The 16,589-nt window shown below is 67.2% G+C and carries 15 protein-coding genes and 1 tRNA gene; 6 read left to right on the top strand and 10 right to left on the bottom strand.

The genetic code is table 11. The features are described from left to right. The first annotated feature begins 114 nt into the window (after positions 1-114). On the top strand, positions 115-633 hold the full coding sequence (locus tag GOAMI_RS21055) for a GtrA family protein (RefSeq protein ID WP_006438641.1): 519 nt from the start codon (positions 115-117) through the stop codon (positions 631-633). A gap of 454 nt (positions 634-1,087) precedes the next feature. Here the strand turns inward: GOAMI_RS21055 and GOAMI_RS21050 are convergent, their stop codons facing one another. The 5 genes from GOAMI_RS21050 to GOAMI_RS21030 form a co-directional block, all read right to left on the bottom strand. Further along, positions 1,088-3,709 carry an ABC transporter ATP-binding protein/permease gene (locus GOAMI_RS21050; RefSeq protein WP_006438639.1) on the bottom strand — a complete coding sequence of 874 codons (2,622 nt, stop codon included), beginning with the start codon at positions 3,707-3,709 and terminating at the stop codon, positions 1,088-1,090. Then, on the bottom strand, positions 3,706-4,671 hold the full coding sequence (locus GOAMI_RS21045; protein WP_006438638.1) for an ABC transporter permease: 966 nt from the start codon (positions 4,669-4,671) through the stop codon (positions 3,706-3,708). Before GOAMI_RS21045 ends, GOAMI_RS21050 begins: the two co-directional genes overlap by 4 nt. A 1-nt stretch (position 4,672) precedes the next feature. Beyond that, entirely contained in the window at positions 4,673-6,280 is a 1,608-nt protein-coding gene (locus tag GOAMI_RS21040) for an ABC transporter substrate-binding protein (protein WP_006438637.1), read from the bottom strand. A gap of 167 nt (positions 6,281-6,447) precedes the next feature. Then, the gene (locus tag GOAMI_RS21035) at positions 6,448-7,326 is read right to left on the bottom strand and encodes a TIGR03619 family F420-dependent LLM class oxidoreductase (protein ID WP_006438636.1); all 879 of its coding nucleotides are present in this window, start codon (positions 7,324-7,326) and stop codon (positions 6,448-6,450) included. An 86-nt stretch (positions 7,327-7,412) separates the two neighbouring features. Then, a complete protein-coding gene (locus tag GOAMI_RS21030) occupies positions 7,413-7,907 on the bottom strand; it encodes a winged helix-turn-helix transcriptional regulator (RefSeq protein WP_006438635.1) in 495 nt (164 codons plus the stop codon). 54 nt (positions 7,908-7,961) lie between these two features. Between GOAMI_RS21030 and GOAMI_RS21025 the strand changes: the two genes are divergently transcribed. Together GOAMI_RS21025 and GOAMI_RS21020 are read left to right on the top strand one after the other, a co-directional pair. Further along, positions 7,962-8,789, top strand: coding sequence for an acyl-CoA thioesterase (locus tag GOAMI_RS21025; RefSeq protein WP_006438634.1), 828 nt, complete (start codon positions 7,962-7,964; stop codon positions 8,787-8,789). Continuing rightward, complete coding sequence (locus GOAMI_RS21020) at positions 8,786-10,195, top strand: DHA2 family efflux MFS transporter permease subunit (protein WP_006438633.1); 1,410 nt, start codon at positions 8,786-8,788, stop codon at positions 10,193-10,195. The genes GOAMI_RS21025 and GOAMI_RS21020 overlap by 4 nt, the downstream gene beginning before the upstream one ends. 62 nt (positions 10,196-10,257) lie before the next feature. On the opposite strand, the gene glfT1 is transcribed toward GOAMI_RS21020, so the two are convergent. Genes glfT1 through GOAMI_RS21000 form a run of 4 tightly spaced genes read right to left on the bottom strand, consistent with a single transcriptional unit; the run spans position 10,258 to position 13,528 of the window. Beyond that, positions 10,258-11,211 (bottom strand): galactofuranosyltransferase GlfT1, encoded by a 954-nt coding sequence (glfT1, locus tag GOAMI_RS21015; RefSeq protein ID WP_006438632.1) that lies wholly within the window; start codon positions 11,209-11,211, stop codon positions 10,258-10,260. Further along, a complete protein-coding gene (gene wzt, locus GOAMI_RS21010; RefSeq protein WP_006438631.1) occupies positions 11,208-12,044 on the bottom strand; it encodes a galactan export ABC transporter ATP-binding subunit Wzt/RfbE in 837 nt (278 codons plus the stop codon). The genes glfT1 and wzt overlap by 4 nt, the downstream gene beginning before the upstream one ends. An 11-nt stretch (positions 12,045-12,055) precedes the next feature. After that, a complete protein-coding gene (gene wzm, locus GOAMI_RS21005; protein WP_006438630.1) occupies positions 12,056-12,919 on the bottom strand; it encodes a galactan export ABC transporter permease subunit Wzm/RfbD in 864 nt (287 codons plus the stop codon). A gap of 51 nt (positions 12,920-12,970) precedes the next feature. Beyond that, positions 12,971-13,528: a bacterial proteasome activator family protein gene (locus GOAMI_RS21000; RefSeq protein WP_024498773.1), complete on the bottom strand. Its 558-nt coding sequence runs from the start codon at positions 13,526-13,528 to the stop codon at positions 12,971-12,973. Positions 13,529-13,644: 116 nt separating this feature from the next. Between GOAMI_RS21000 and GOAMI_RS20995 the strand changes: the two genes are divergently transcribed. Then, a complete protein-coding gene (locus tag GOAMI_RS20995; RefSeq protein WP_006438628.1) occupies positions 13,645-14,841 on the top strand; it encodes a cysteine desulfurase-like protein in 1,197 nt (398 codons plus the stop codon). A 74-nt stretch (positions 14,842-14,915) separates the two neighbouring features. After that, complete coding sequence (locus GOAMI_RS20990; protein WP_006438627.1) at positions 14,916-15,419, top strand: MarR family winged helix-turn-helix transcriptional regulator; 504 nt, start codon at positions 14,916-14,918, stop codon at positions 15,417-15,419. Between the two features lies 1 nt (position 15,420). Here the strand turns inward: GOAMI_RS20990 and GOAMI_RS20985 are convergent, their stop codons facing one another. After that, on the bottom strand, positions 15,421-16,389 hold the full coding sequence (locus GOAMI_RS20985; protein WP_006438626.1) for an NAD(P)H-quinone oxidoreductase: 969 nt from the start codon (positions 16,387-16,389) through the stop codon (positions 15,421-15,423). Between the two features lie 95 nt (positions 16,390-16,484). Between GOAMI_RS20985 and GOAMI_RS20980 the strand changes: the two genes are divergently transcribed. Further along, positions 16,485-16,569 (top strand) — tRNA-Ser (locus GOAMI_RS20980). Positions 16,570-16,589: the final 20 nt, after the last annotated feature.

Below are 16,589 nucleotides of genomic sequence, written 5' to 3'. Positions count from 1 at the left end.
ATGAGTAGGTGAGGAGCTTGCGACGAGCCGTACCCCTGCTCGTTGAGTAGGTGAGGAGCTTGCGACGAGCCGTATCGAAACGCCACCCCTCACCTCGTCCGCTAGGGTGTCAGCGTGTCTCGACCCGACCCCGGCAACGACGAACCCGCAGGTGACGTCCCTCACGATCACCACGAGGACTTCAAGACGCGTCATGCTCCGATGCCGATCGAGCTGCCCCTCGACGACGAAGAGGCGTCGACCGATGTCGACCTGAAGACGCAGCTGATCCGCTTCGTGGTCACCGGCGCGGGTTCGGCGGTTCTGGATTTCGCGCTCACACTGTTCCTGCAGTACGTCGTCGGTACTCCCGAGGCCGTCGCCAAGGCAGGCGGCTTCATCCTCGGAACCACCGTCGCTTACCTGATCAACCGGCGCTGGACCTTCCGCGCGGAGCCGAGCGCCGCCCGCTTCGTCGCGGTCGTGATCCTCTACCTGGTCACCTTCGTGGTCAACGTCGGTCTCTACAGCTGGTTGTCGTCGTTGTGGGAGGAGACCGCCCTCTACTCGGCGATCGCCTTCGTCATCGCGCAGGGCACGGCGACGGTCATCAACTTCGTGGTCCAACGGGTGGTCATCTTCAAGATCCGCTGATGCTGCCGGCCCTCGCAGGACGGGTGGCGAGTCCGGATTGATGTCGCATGCGAGCTCGCTCCGGCCGCACGACCTCGGCCGACGTCGGACAGACTGATTGATGTCGCACGCGACGTGATTCTGGACGGCGTCGAGGAGACGGGCGATCGAAAATCTCGTCCACCTCAGGGGCTTCCGAGGGCAATATGCCCTCGGATGGTGCTCACGGGGACGAGATTTTCTGCGGCGGAGCTAACTAGGGCCCTTGAGGTTGTCTTCGTGGTCCAGCGGACGGGCATCCTAGAGATCCGCTGATGCGGCTGCCGGCCGAGGGCGGGCGTAGATGTGTCGCACCGGTCAGCGAGTCCGGATCGAAGTCGCACGCGACCTCGCTCCGGCCGCACGACCTCGGCCGAAGTCGTACACACGGATCGATGTCGCACGCGACGTCGTTCCGGCGAGCGAACGCCGCACGTCACGCCCGCTGCGGGACCTCGGGCGGGATCGCGGCGAGAAGACTTCGCGTGTAATCGGTTTCGGGATCGTGCAGGATGCGCGACGCCGGGCCGGTCTCGACGACCCTGCCGTTCTGCATCACCGCAACGGTGTCGCTGATCTGCTCGACGACCGCGAGGTCGTGTGCGATGAAGAGGAACGTGAGGCCCTTCTCCTGTTGCAGCCCGGAGAGAAGGTCGAGGACACCGGCCTGCACGGAGACGTCGAGCGACGCGGTCGACTCGTCGAGGATGAGGATCTCCGGCTCGGAGGCCAGGGCTCGCGCGATGCAGACGCGTTGGCGCTGTCCGCCGGACATCTCGTGCGGGTAGCGACCGAGGAACGACGAGTCGAGGCTGACGTCGGCCAGCAACTGCTCTGCACGGCCGCGCATCTCGTCCCGTCCGGAGACCAATCCGTGCGCGCGGAGAGGTTCGGTGATCGACGAGGCCACTGTCATCCGCGGGTCCAGGGAAGCGGTCGGGTCCTGGAAGACCATCGCGACCCGGCGTCGGAGAAGCGCTTCGTCGGTGCCGCGGACACCCACCGCCTCGACCTCGCGGCCGTCGACCGACACCGTCACGCTCCCGGTGACCGTCGTTCCCTGACCGGACTCGATCAGGCCGGTGACGACCCCGGCGACCGTGGACTTCCCCGAACCCGATTCGCCGACGATGCCGAGAGTCCGACCCCGGGCGACCTGTAGGTCCACGCCGTCGATCGCATGCACCACGCTGCGGCCGGTCGGGCCGCGCACCACGTACTCGACGCCGAGTCCGTGAGCCTGCAGCACAGGTTTCTCGTCGGTCTGTTTCGTCAGAGCCGGACCGGTGTCGCGTTCCTCGACCTTGCTCAACAACGGTCGCGAATCGAGGAGCTTCTTGCTGTAGGGGTCCTGCGGGTCGTCGAAGAGCGCTGCCACATCGCGGCTTTCGACGATCCGGCCTTCTCGCATGACCATGACCCGGTCGGCGATGCGGCCGATCACGCCGAGGTCGTGGCTGATCCACACGACGGCCATGCCCCGTTTGCGTTGCAGGTCGGCGACGAGATCGATGATCTGCGCCTGCGTGGTCACGTCGAGGGCGGTGGTGGCCTCGTCGGCGATGAGCAGTTCGGGGTCGCAGGCGAGTGCGATCGCGATCATCACCCGCTGGCGCTGGCCACCCGACAGTTGGTGCGGATATGCGCCCAAACGGCTTTCGGGGTCGGGGAGGTTCACATCGCGCAACAGCTGCAGCGCACGCTCGCGCGCCTCGGCGCGGTTGAGCCCGAGGTGCCGGCGTGGTCCCTCGGCGAGTTGCTGCTCGATGGTGAGCAGCGGATTGAGACTCGACGACGGGTCCTGGAAGACGAAACCGACGCGCGTTCCGTGGAGGGCGCGAAGCGTCGACGGGGTGGCGCCGACGATCTCGGTACGGCCGAGAAGCGACGACCCGCGCACGTAGGCACTGGGAGCGTCGAACAGGCCCGTTGCCGACAGCACACTCAACGACTTGCCCGAACCGCTCTCGCCGACGATGCCGAGCGTCTCGCCGCGCGCGACCGTGAAACCGATGCCGTGCACGATCTCTCGCGGTCCGACCCCGACGACGAGGTTCTCCACGTCCAGCACCGAATCGTCGGAGACGGCGCGTGCGGGCCTCGGTGTCGCCGTCGCGACAGCGACAGACCTGCGGTCGTACCCCCGGTTGCGCAGCAGCGTGCGCTGTCGCGGATCGAGCACATCGCGCACCCCGTCGCCGACCAGGTTGAACGCGAACACGGTGAACAGGATCGCGAGTCCGGGGAACACGCCCATCCACCACGCGGTCGTGATGAACCCCTGCGCATCGAAGAGCATCCGGCCCCACGACGGGTCGGGCGGTTGCACACCGAGTCCCAGGAAGGACAGCGCCGCCTCCGACAGGATGGCGAACGCCAGGGAGATGGACGTCTGGACGATCACCGGACCGGAGATGTTCGGCAGCACATGGCTGAACAGGATGCGGGACGTGCGGACCCCCATCGTCCGCGCCGACTGTACGTACTGGGTCTGCCGCACCCGCAACGTGTCCGCACGTGCGACGCGGGCGAAGATCGGGATGTAGACGATGCCGATCGCGATCATCGCCGATGTGACGCCGGGCCCCAGGACCGCGACGATCGCGAGCGCCAGGAGGAGTACCGGGAAAGAGAAGACGACGTCGACGATGCGCATGAGAGCGGTGTCGAGCACACCGCCCGCGAAACCCGCGACCATTCCGAGGATCACGCCTACGGTGAGGGAGATGGCGACCGCGATCACGGCCACCCGCAAGCTCACCGACGCCGCGAGCACTACCCGGGAGAAGACGTCACGACCGAGGTCATCGGTCCCGAACAGGTGCGACCAGGTCGGTGCCTGCAGGGCGTTGGGCACGTCGATCTCGTTGGCGCCGTAGGGCGCGATCAGCGGGCCGAAGACGGCAGCGATGACGACGATCGCGATGATGACCAGCCCGGCGACGGACGCTCGGTTGCGGAGCAGCAACCGCCAGGCCGAATCCGTTGCGGTGTCCGGCTCCGCCGGGTCGACGGTGCCGGCGGCGGGGTCGAGAGGTTCGGGTGCGGTGAGGGTCATGACAACCGGATCCTCGGATCGATGACGGCGTAGAGGATGTCCACGACGAGATTCACGAACAGGAAGATCACCGCGATCAGCAGGATCGCGCCCTGCAGCACGGGATAGTCGCGAGCCGCGACCGAGTCGTAGACCAGCAGTCCCAGACCAGGCCAGGCGAAGACCACCTCGACGACGATGACACCACCGAGGAGTCCCGCCAACTGGATGCCGGAGATGGTGAGGACGGGCACCAGGGCGTTGCGTCCCACGTGGTCCAGCATGATCTTCTTCCTGCTCAACCCCTTTGATTCCGCGGTGGTGACGAACGGCGTGTTCACGACCTCGAGCACCGAGGACCGGACGTAGCGCGTCATGATCGCGCCGGTGACGACCCCGACCGTGACGGCGGGCAGAACGAGATGCTCGAACCATCCGAGCGGACCGTCGGCGAACGGCTGGTAGCCCGCCGACGGCAGCCAGCCCAGTGCGGTCGAGAAGAGACCGATCAGCAGGATGCCCATCCAGAAGTCGGGGACCGAGATGCCGAACTGGCTGATGACACGAATGACGTTGTCGGCCAAGCGGCCTTCGCGGAGAGCCGCCCACGAACCCAGTGGGATCGCGATGAGCAGCGCCACGACGATGGCGGCGAGTGCGAGGGTGATGGTCGCCGGTAACCGGTCGAACAGCATCGTCGTGACGGGTTCGCTGTTGCGGAAGCTGACACCGAGATCCCCGGTGAAGGCATTGCCGACGTAGGCGACGAGCTGGTTGGGCAGCGGCTGGTCCAGGCCGGACACACTGCGCAGCGCCGCATACGATTCCGGTGTGTAGCGAGTGCCGAGCGCGATGCGGACCGGGTCGCCGGGCACGATCTGGATCAGGAAGAACACCGCGACGATCACCCCGAGCAGCACGGCGACCGTGTACGCGAGCCGGATGAGGATGAAGCGCAGCAGCGGGGAACGGATCGCGGTCACGTCAGCTCCTCTCCAGCCGGGCGGACCGGAACCGGACGGCTTTGTCGGACCGGACCGTGTACCCCTGGAGGTTCCTCGAAAACGCCTGCGTGGCAGAGGGGTTGTACAGGTACAGGTAACTCACGTCATCGGCTATCCGGCGGGCGGCGTCCGCGTAGACAGCCTTGCGGGCTGGGACGTCGAGCTCGGTACGTCCCCGGTCGAGCAGTGCGTCCACCTGAGGGTTCGAATACTTCTGCGCGTTCGACGTGCCCTGCGAATGATGCTGTGCGTAGTAGAAGTCGTCGGGATCGATGTTGCCGAGCCAGCCGAGCAGCAGGGCGTCGAAGTCGCCGGCGGCCTGGCGGTCGAGCCAGGCACCGAAGTCGAGTTGCTCGATCTTGACGGTGACGCCGATGTCCTCGAGGTTCGACGCGATGACCTGCGCGGCGGTCACGGTCTCGGGGTACTCGGTGGTGACCATGAGCCGCATGTCCATCGACCGGATACCCGCCTGGCGCAACAGGCCTTTCGCCTTGTCGACGGTCTGAGCACGGTCGAGGCCCGCGGTGTAGCGGTCGTAGGCCGCGAACCACGGACTGGTCGACGGGATCGCGAGTTCGTTGGGCGTCGCGGTGCCGTACCCGACGACCTGCGCGATCGACCGGCGGTCGATGGCGTAGGCGACGGCCTGGCGGACGCGGGTGTCCGCGAAGGGCTTGGCGTCGAAGTTCATCGTGATGTACCAGTAGTCGTTCGCCACCACGGTGCCGACCTCGAGCGTGTCGTCCCGCGACAAGATACTCAGCTGTTGTGCGGGAATCGCGTCCGTCCAGTCGATCTCGCCGGAGCGGAGTGCCGACACCGCGGTCGTCCCCTGGGAGATGAAGCTGTAGTTCACGCCGTCGATCGCGGGCGGACCGCCCCAATAATCGGGATTCGACTTCAGTACGATCGACGCGCCGGGGGAGCGGGAGACGAACGAGAACGGGCCGGTGCCCACGGGTTTCGTCGCGATCTCGCCGGATTGGACGTTGCGCCGGTTGACGATCGCCAGTCCTTTGAAGCCGCCGATGTTGGTCAGCAGGTTCGGGGTGGGTTCGCGGACCGTGAATCGTACGCGCCGGTCGTCGAGGGCGGTGATCGACTCGACGGCCTCGAGTTTCCAGGCGTTGGACAGTTCTTCGTCGAGGATGCGACGGAACGAGAACTCGACGTCGGCGGCGGTCAGGGGATCGCCGTTGTGGAACGTGACCCCCGGTCGCAACAGGAACGTCCACTGTCGGGCGTCGGGGCTGACCTCCCAACTCTGCGCGAGAGCCGGTTGCATCTGCAGGTTCTCGTCGGGCTCGACGAGGGTGTCGAAGACGTTCTCGAGTACCTCGAAGGTGAAGTACGAGCTGGATTTCTGCGGATCGAGCTGGTCGGGTTCGCCGGCGATGGCCACCCGCAGCGTGTTGGGCGAGACCGACGCCCCGCCGCATGCGGCCAGTGCCGACGCGCCGAGGAGCGCGGTACCGGTGACCCCCGCGGCCTTGAAGAAGGTACGCCTGCTCAGGCGAGATGGACGATTCACCCGACCGGCCCCCTGCGTCGACCACGAGGCCGACCCACCGGGTGAATCGGTCATCGCTGTCCTCCCACCCGGTGATCGTGAGTGTTCACTCGCTCGGTCACACCTGGGGTCTGCATTGTCCGTGTTCTGCAGTGTGCCTCAGCGGGAGGACCCGTGCAACCGCGCCGGTCCGGGTTGACGAACTCAGGGTTAGCGGCGAATACGGTTGACGACCAATCGAATCAGCCGTTGACCTTCTCGATCACGTTGTCCGCGTACCAGTTCAGGTGATCGATCTTGGTCTGCAGCGGCTCGGTGTCCTCACCCATCACATAGGGCAGGCGGAAACCGACGATCACATCGGTGATCCCCTTGTCCTCCAGCCGTTTACAGCCATCAACGGTGTATGCGTCCATCGAGATCACGTGGATCTCGAACGGATCGTTGGTCTTGCCCTCGGCCTTGCGGATCTCGTTGATGCGATCCAGGAGGGCATCGAGTTCCTCCGGCGGGCCGCCGCCGTGCATCCAGCCGTCGCCGCGGATCACTGCGCGACGGAGCGCGGCATCGGCGTGACCGCCCACCAGCAGCGGGATCGGCTCGGTGGGGGCGGGCGTCATCTTGATCTTCGGGATGTCGTAGAACTCGCCGTGGAACTCGAAGTACTCGCCCGTGGTGAGTCCGCGGATGATGTCCATGCATTCGTCCATGCGCTTGCCGCGGCGACGGAAGTCGACGCCCATGAAGTCGTAGTCCTCGGGCCACGGACTCGTGCCGACGCCGAGCGCGAGGCGATTGCCGGTGAGGTACGCGACCGAACTCGCCTGCTTGGCGACCAGGGCCGGCGGCCGGACGGGGAGTTTGAGCACGAACGGGGTGAACCGGATGGTCGAGGTGACCGCGCCCAGTGCTGCGGCCTGGATGAAGGTCTCGATGAACGCCTTGCCGTCGAGGAACTCGCGGTTGCCGTCGGGTGTGTATGGATACTTGGCGTCCGATTCCTCGGGGTAGGCGAGGGAGTCGGGAATGGTGAAGCCGGCGTAGCCCGCTTTCTCCGCGGCCTGCGCTAGCGGCGCGTAGTACGACGGATCGGTCATGGCCTCGGCGAAGGTGAACCGCATCTTGCTCCTCGGGACGTGCAGACGGAACTCTCCCCACAGTAGAACACGTTCTAATTCGGTGGCGAAGGTTTGCACTCCCGCGCAGTTCAGGAGGGTTGGACGCCGCGCTCCCGGAGTCCGTTGAGCGGATTGTTCTCCCGTGCACCCGGACCGGGGTGGACGCGGAGGTCGGCCAGTTCGACCCGCTCCCCGCAGGCCGAGCAATGCGGCTCGACGGTCATCGTGCTGCCGCAGCTGTGGGTGGACTCCACGGGTGGGCCGCCGTCGGTGGCCCACTTGTCGCCCCACTGCCGCAGTGCGGTGATCACCGTCCAGAGGTCGCGCCCCTTGTAGGTGAGCCGGTAGTCGTAGCGGACCGGATTGTCCTGGTAGGGCTCTTTGGTCATCACCCCGTGGTCGACGAGGGTGTCCAATCGCTGGGTCAGGACGTTGCGTGCGATTCCGAGCCGCGTGGAGAACTCGTCGAATCGCGTCACGCCGAAGAGTGCGTCTCGAACGATCAGCAGCGTCCACCATTCGCCGACGATCTCCAGGCTCTGGGCGACCGAGCAGTTCATGTCGGTGAAAGACGCGCGACGCATGACTCCGACGATAGTGGGTTGCGTGAAGCAACTCAACCTGCTTGCATGAGTTGCATGAAACAACTCAGCAGGCAGCGCAATGCTGTCGATGGATTGGCAGAAGAATTCGGGGCACTGCGAGTCGGCCGCGGGAAGTGGGCGGCGACGATCGACCGGAGCTGGTGGGGATGGTCGGGCCCGTTCGGCGGTGCGATCGTCGCGCTGGCGGTGCGCGTCGCGGCCGACGCGGTCCCGGGGGCGTCGGTCCGGGCGGTGGACCTGCGGTTCGTCGGCAAACCGGCCGGCGGTGAGATTCTCCTGACGTCATCGGTGCGCGAGGTCGGACGTCACACGCGGATCGTCGATGTCGCCGTGACCCAGGGAGCCGCCGAGATCGGGGTCGCATCGGTGACGGCGGGACGGGTTGGTGAGCCCGATGACGGCGACATCGTCGACGTCGCGGAGCTCGTGCCGGGTCCGGAGGGGCTCGCGCAGTTCAGCATCCCGCCGGAGGTCGTCCCCATGGGCCGCCACCTCGACCTTCGTCCGGTCGACGGTCCGCTGCCGCTCACGGGCGCGGACGAGGCGTGGATGCGCGCATGGATCGTCACACGTACTCCCATGGCGCTCGACGCCGCGTACCTCGGTCTGCTCGCCGATTGTCTGCCGCCCGCGGTGTTCCCCACGTTGACCGCGCCGCTCGCCATCCCGACCGTCGCCTTCTCGATGCACATCACCGCGCCGCTCGACGACCCCGAACCCGCACCGGTCCTGGTGCACACCCGCAACATCTCGACCTCGGGCGGCTGGTCCGTCGACGACACCACCCTCCGTGACCGCGGCGGCCGGCTCCTCGCCTCCGCCCGCCAGAGTCGCCGCGTCGTCGGGTGGTCCGCCCGATGACCGCCACGCCGGCCCAAATCGGCTCTCCCGCTGCGTCATCGCCTCTCGCCCGGCCCGGGCTCACACTGCTCATCTTGTCCGGCGCCGCGTTCATGGCCAGCCTGGACGTGTTCATCGTCAACGTCGCCTTCGACGACATCAGTTCGGACTTCGACGGCTCGACCCTTTCCCAGATGTCCTGGATCCTCAACACCTACGCGATTCTCTACGCGGCGCTGCTGGTTCCGGCGGGGCGGATCGTCGACCGTTACGGGCGTAAGGGCGGCTTTCTGTTCGGTCTCGCACTCTTCACGGTCGCGAGTGCGGCGTGCGCTGCGGCTCAGGGAGTTTGGTGGCTGGTCGCGTTCCGTGCGCTGCAGGCCGTCGGTGCGGCGATCCTGACGCCGGCCAGTCTCGGGCTGGTGGTGTCGACGCTGCCGCCGGAGCGTCGTGCCCGTGGGGTGAAGATCTGGGCGGCGACCGGCGCGCTCGCCGCCGCGTTCGGCCCGGCGGTCGGTGGTGTCCTGGTCGAGGCGTCGTGGCGGTGGGTGTTCCTGGTGAACATCCCGGTGGGCATCGCGGCACTGGTCGCGGGTGCGATCATCCTCGTGCGCTCCCGAAACGACGCTGTGACAGAGTTTCCCGACGCGCTGGGAGCTGCGTTGCTGGTGGTCTCGGTGGGGGCGTTGACCCTGGGCCTGGTTCAGGGCAGTGACTGGGGATGGTCAGACCCCCGGATCATCGGCGCGTGGATCGTGGCGCTGGTGGCCTTCGTCGGGTTCGTGTTGAGTTCACGACGCCACGCCGAACCGGTCATCGACCCGGCACTGCTCCGGATTCGCACGTTCTCCTCCGCCAACATCGCCATGCTGCTCTTCTCGATCCCGTTCGCCGGCGCTCTGCTCGCCAACATCCTGTGGTTGCAACAGGTCTGGGGATTCTCGGCGATCGCCACCGGGCTGGCCGTGTCCACCGGACCGCTGATGGTCCCGATCTTCGCCGCCGTCGCCGACCGCCTCAGCTCACGGGTCCCGGTGGGTGTCATCGTGGCCGCCGGGTGCGTCCTGTTCGCCGTCGGGATCGCGATGGTCGCGCTGTCGGTCGACGCCACCCCGGATTTCGCGACCGAGATGCTACCGGGCTGGCTCATCGGCGGCGTCGGCGTGGGATTCGCGCTGCCGTCGATCCTGTCTTCCGCGACCGCCGATCTGCCTGCACATCAGGCGGCCACCGGTAGTGCGGTCGTCAACATGAGCCGCCAGGTCGGAATGTCGTTGGGAGTCAGCCTGTTCGTCGCGATCGTCGGTACCGCGGTGATCTACGACGACGTGCGCGACGCCTTCGTGTCGGCGTGGTGGGCGCTGGCCGCGATCGGGGTGGTCGGCGGCGTGGTCGCGCTCGGCATGACCCCGCGTGCCGGGCGTTAGAAGAGTTGCGGCAGTTGGTCTCGGTATACGGGACCAACTGCCTCAACAATTCTGGGGGCGCCTCAGGGGCGCGTGAATCGCTCCCGCCGGCCCAGCCCCCGGAGTCGCACCCACTCGGCGAACCCCTTCGGATCACGTTGCTGCACAAGGAAGAACCAGCCGAAGCGGGCGTATTCCTGGGGGAGCAGCCTGCGCATGCCGGGCTGGCTCATCAGGTAGCCGCGGTTGCGGTAGGTGAAGTAACGCTTGACGTCGTTGTCCGGGTACTGGGTGTGCATGCGGCCGCCCAGGATCGGCCGGAACTCGGCGGACCCGTCCGGATGCAGGTAGCCGGCGCGCAGGCAGGTCCCGAACTTCACACCGGAACGCACCAGGCGCCGGTGCACCTCGACCTCGTCGCCGCGGAAGAAGAGCCGGAGGTCGGGGACGCCGACCTGCTCGAGGCACTCCGCCGAGAACAGAGCGCCATTGAACAGCGAGGCGATGCCGGGCAACAGATCGTCCTCTTGCGCTTCACCGTCGGCAACATTCGACCCGCTCGCTCCGCTCCCGGCGTCGGAAAAGAGCTCAGAACGCTTGCGGCGCCACACGAGTCCGCGGCGCAGCGGGAAGGCGAGGGTGTCGGGATCGTCGAGGTTGGCGACGACCGGTGACACCTCGTCGAGGTCGTGACGCTTCGCGCAGTCGAGCAGCGTCGAGAGCACCGCCGGCCCGTCGGGCCGCCCGTCGTCGTCGGCGCACCAGACCCAGTCGGCGCCGAGAGCGAGTGCGTGGAGCATACCCAGCGCGAAGCCGCCAGCGCCGCCGAGGTTGCGCTGCGAACCGAGATAGGTGGTGGGAACCGGCTGAGCCGCAACGAGTTCGGCGACCTCGGGTTCGTCGGCGTTGTCGACGACGATGAGGTGATCGACGGGCCGGTCCTGTCCGGACACCACGGCCAGGGATTCGGCGAGCAGTTCGACGCGGCGGTGGGTCACCACCACCGCGATCACCGTCTCCGGCCGGACCTGGGTCACTGAGCCGTGCCCTCGGCGTCGGCCTTGACCTGCGCGATCACCTCGCGGACGTGAGCCGCGGCCCCCGGGCCCTCGTAGGCGCCGACGACCTCTTCGATGCCGCCTTCCATGCGGACCTCGCCCTTGTCGATCCACAGCGCCCGATCGCAGAGCTGCGCGAGGAACTCGTTGGAGTGGCTGGCGAAGACCAGGATTCCGGAGCGTTCGACGAGCGACTGCAGACGACCGCGGGCCTTGCGCATGAAGTCGGCGTCGACTGCGCCGATGCCCTCGTCGAGGATGAGGATCTCCGGATCGATCGACGTCACGACACCCAGTGCGATGCGTACGCGCATACCCGTGGAGTAGGTCCGCAGCGGCATCTGCAGATAGTCGCCGAGCTCGGTGAACTCTGCGATGTCGTCGATCTTCTTCAGCATCTCCTTGCGGGTCATGCCGAGGAACATGCCGCGGATGATGATGTTCTCGTAGCCGGAGATCTCCGGGTCCATGCCGACGCCGAGATCGAAGACCGGAGCCACGCGGCCATGCACCCGGCACGCCCCACGGGTGGGTTCGTAGATGCCCGACAGCAGACGCAGCAGCGTCGACTTGCCGGCACCGTTGTGACCGACCAGCCCGATGCGGTCGCCGTGCTTGAGGTGCAGATTGATGTTCTTGAGCGCCTCGACGACCACCACGTTCGACGCGTTGGAGCCGATCACGCCGCCCGCCGCACCGAGCACCGACTTCTTCAGCGAACGCGTCTTGGCGTCGAAGATCGGGAAGTCGACGCACGCGTCCCACGTGTCGACGCGGACCCGGTTGTCCCCGAGGTTGTTGTTTCTGGCCATCAGTCTCGTCCCTACACCCAGTACGCCACGCGGGCGCGGTAGTTGCGCATCACCAGCATGCCCAGAATCCAGCCGACCGCGGTGCAGCCCAGCACAACGGCCCAGTGGTAGAACTCCACCGGCTCGCCGAGCAGCGGTCCGCGCGCGATCTCCAGGTAGTGGAACATCGGGTTCAGCTCGACGAGCTTCAACCGCGACGACGTCTCGCCCGTCGCGCTCCCCAGGCTGGACGTGGTCCAGATGATCGGCGTCATGAAGAACACCAGCTGGACCACCGTGGTGAGGAGCTGGCCGATGTCGCGGAACCGCGTCGACAGGATGCCGAAGACGATGGACACCCAGATCGCGTTGAGCACGTAGAGGCCGATGGCGGGGATCACCAGCAGCACGGTCCAGTCGAGGGGCGGCGGGAAGATCAGGAAGATCACGACGATGATCACCACGTTGTGCGCGAAGATGATCAACGCCCGCCACACGACGCGGTAGACGTGCACGCTGACCGGCGCCGGCAGCTGCTTGATCAGCCCCTCGTTCTTCGAGAAGACCTCCGCACCGTCGAGGATCGAGCTCTGGATGAAGTTCCAGAAGATGAACCCGAGCGCGACGTACGGCAGGAACACCTTGATGTCCATGCCGAACAGTTCGCCGTAGAGCAGTCCCATCGCGATCGCGGTGACGCCGGTCGCGATGACGATCCAGAGTGGTCCGAGCACCGAGCGGCGGTACCGCTGTTTGATGTCCTGCCACCCCAGGTGAAGCCACAGTTCGCGGCTGGCGAGGCCGTCACGGAGGTCCTTGACGCCGCGCGCGAACGTGCGTGACTCAGAACTCTCGGGACGCGCGGGTATCGCGTCGTCGTCTACTACCGCTGACACGAGGAGTCAGCGTACCCGCGATAGGAGTCGACCGGTTCAGAGGTACTGGCCTCAGAGGTATTGTCCGGGGCTGTTGCTGTGCGCTCCGCCGGGTGCGGGCATGCCCGGTGGCAGTGCGCCCTGTCGCATCTGCTCGAGCTGGGCGCGCGCGGCCATCTGCTGGGCGAACAGCGCCGTCTGGATGCCGTGGAACAGTCCTTCGAGCCAGCCGACGAGCTGGGCCTGCGCGATCCGGAGCTCGGCGTCCGACGGCGTCCCCTCGTCGGAGAACGGGAGCGCGAGCCGCTCGAGCTCTTCGCGCAGCTCGGGGGCGAGACCGTCCTCGAGTTCGCGGATGGACGACTGGTGGATCTCACGCAGCCGGTTCCGCGACGCGTCGTCGAGCGGAGCGGCACGCACCTCCTCGAGCAGCTGCTTGATCATCGTGCCGATGCGCATGACCTTGGCGGGCTGCTCGACCATGTCGGCGAGGCTCGACGACTCCGACGTCTCGTCGTCGGGTTTCGACTCGTCCACGCCTGCGCCCACGACGATCACGTCGTCGGAGCCGCCGGCGCCAAAGGGGCGGCCGGGCATCGAACCGGGTCCTGGGGTGCCATCCGTTGCCATGGTCTCCATTGTGCCCATTCGCCCCGACCGGGACCTCTCGGGCACGCCGATCGTTCGAGTCCCTGCACTTGACGGACGCGATGATCGGCCCGACGACGGGCGTCTATCCTCGTGCCATGCCTTTCGACGTCGCCTATGTGCGTGGATTGATTCCATCGCTGGGCGACGGCTGGATTCACCTCGACCCCCAGGCGGGGATGCAGGTCCCGGATTCGGTCGCCACCGCGGTGACCACCAGCTTCCGGCATCTGGCCGCGGCTCCCGGCGGGGTGTACCCGTCGGCCCGTGCCACCGCGGAGGTCACCGACAGCGCCCGCCGTGCGATCGCCGACCTCGTCGGTGGCGACGCCGCGGGAGTGGTCATCGGACCGTCGCGCTACTCCCTGCTGGCCTGCCTGGCCGAGGCCCTCTCACCGCACGCGTTCCTGCGCGGCGACGTGGTGGTGACCCGGCAGGACGACGAGCCGAACATCGTCCCGTGGGTACGGGCCGCCGAACGGTATGCCGGCCGCATCCGGTGGGCCGAGGTGGACGTGGAGACCGGCGCCCTGCCCGCGTGGCAGTTCGGCGACCTCATCACGCCCGAGACCGAGGTCGTCGCGGTGACCCTGGCCTCGTCGACGACCGGGGCGATCACTGACATCGGCGAGATCACGCCGCTGGTCCGCGGTGCGGGCGCGCTCTTCGTCGTCGACGCCACCAACGCCGCTCCCTACCTGTCCTTGGACATCCATGAGCTGGGCGCCGACGTGCTCGTGGTGTCCGCCGAGCGCTGGGGCGGTCCGCGGATGTCGGCGATGGTGTTCCGCGAACCCCACGTCATCGACCGCCTGCGACTGATGTCGATGGATCCCGGTGCCAAGGGCCCGGCCCGGCTCGAACCCGAACCGCATCAGGGGTCGATGCTGGCCGGTCTGGTGGCCTCGGTCGAACACATCGCCGGGCTGGACGAGGACGGTATCGGGAAACGCCGCCGGCGCCTGGTCACCTCGCTCGACGGCGTCTACGAGTACCTGCAACGGTTGACCTATTACCTGGTCACGACGTTGACCCAGCTCAACCACGTCAATGTGGTCGGCACGGAGGAGAACCGGGTGCCGCTGGTGAGCTTCACGGTCGACGGCGTCAGTGCCGACAAGGTGGTCCGCCGGCTCGCCGACAACGGCGTGTGCGCGCTCGCCGACGTCCCCAACCGAGCGCTGGTGCGGATGGGTGCCCCGGAGTTCGGGGGTGCTGTCACGGTGGGCCTCGCACCTTATTCGACGCCGTACGAGGTCGACCACCTGGTGCGGACGCTTGGTTCGCTCGCCTGAGCAGAGGACAGTCCGCTACGCACGGTATTCACTATTGCGCGTAGCAAATTAATGCCAGTGTAGGTTGTCCTGTTGTGTCGGGAAAGAAGGAAGATCGAGCCCCGGGTCCTCCGCGGTCACTCACCTCAGCCGAGGCCGAGAGCTGGCTCAACCTCGTCGACGGGGGGTGGGCGCTGTTCGCGCGCGTCAACGACGAGTTCGTGAAGCGTGGGCTGTCGCTGTCGGACCTCCGCATCCTGGAGGCGATCGAGTTGTCGCCGAAGCTGGGGGTCAGTGAGGTCGCAGACGCCGTGCACATGCGCGTGAGCACGGTGTCGCGCATGATCGCGCGGCTCAGCGAGGTCGGCGACGTCGAACGTCTCGAATCCAAGACCGACGGCCGGCATCGACTCGTCCAGCTGACCGACCGGGGCCGCCAGACGCTCGCCGCCCACGTCCACCTCCGCGACCGGGTCATCCGGAAGTTCGTCGTCGACGCGATGAGTCCCGAAGAGTTCGCCGCGCTGGGGACGGCCTTCCGCAAGATCAGGGCGGCGGTCGACGCCCCCGACGAGGAGTCCGCGCCGGGGGCGATCTGACCTATCCGACCGTCAGCAGCACCTTCCCGATGGCGTCACCGCTGTTGAGGTGGTCGTGTGCGGCAGCCGCGTCGGCGAGCGGGAAGGTGCGGTCGACGACCGGCTTGACCTTCCCGTCCTCGATCAACGGCCACGTGCGGGCCACCGTCGCCGCCACCACGTGGGCCTTGCCACCCTGACCGTGAACCGGGCGGGCGCGCAGCGTGGTGCCCATCACCGACAGGCGTTTGGCGAGCAGCAGGCCGATGGGGAGTTCGGCCTTCGTGCCGCCCTGCATCCCGATGATCACGAGACGACCGTCGGTGCTCAGTGCCTTGAGGTTCGACGACAGGTACTTGGCGCCGATGATGTCGAGGATGACGTCGGCGCCGCCGTTGTCCTTCAGGATTTGCGCGAAATCGTCACGCGTGTAGTCGATCAGGATCTCGGCGCCGTATTCGCGGCACCGGTCCAGCTTGGCCTGGGTGCGGGCGGTGACCGCGACCCGGGCGCCCATCGCATGCGCGACCTGCGTCGCGTGGGTGCCGATGCCGCTCGACCCGCCATGGACGAGGAGCAGTTCGCCCGTGCTCAGGTGCGCGGTGTCGAAGACATTCGACGACACGGTGCACGCGACCTCGGGCAGCGCGGCCGCCGACACCAGGTCGACGCCCCGCGGAACCTGCATGACCTGCTCGGCGGGAACCGCGACCTTCTCCGCGTAGCCGCCACCGGCCAGGAGTGCGCACACCTCGTCGCCCACCGCCCAGCCGGCCACCTGGTCACCCAGTGCGGAGATCCGGCCGGACACCTCGAGGCCGAGCGTCTCCGACGCACCCGGCGGCGGCGGGTAGTTGCCGGCCCGCTGGAGGATGTCGGCACGGTTGACACCGGCCGCCACCACGTCGATCACCACCTCACCGGCAGCCGGTGACGGATCGGGCACGTCCTGCACGGACAGGTTCTCGGATTCGACGACGATGGCTTTCACCCTGTCGATGGTTCCACAGCGACGTGATCGTCCGCGGGAATCGGGTCGGGCCTGTCATGTTGCGCGGGAGAGCCTCACGTACTCTTTCCTCTCAGGGAAGCGTGGCAGAGCGGCCGAATGCACTCGCCTTGAAAGCGAGCGTGGGTAAAACCACCGGGGGTTCAAATCCCTCCGCTTCCGCGTTGAGCCCTGACCTGTTT

The sequence above is a fragment of the Gordonia amicalis NBRC 100051 = JCM 11271 genome (assembly GCF_000332995.1).
GTDB classification, from domain to species: Bacteria; Actinomycetota; Actinomycetes; order Mycobacteriales; family Mycobacteriaceae; genus Gordonia; species Gordonia amicalis.
The sequence above is the reverse complement of the archived record's forward strand: the minus strand, read 5'-3'. Positions and strand labels throughout refer to the sequence as shown.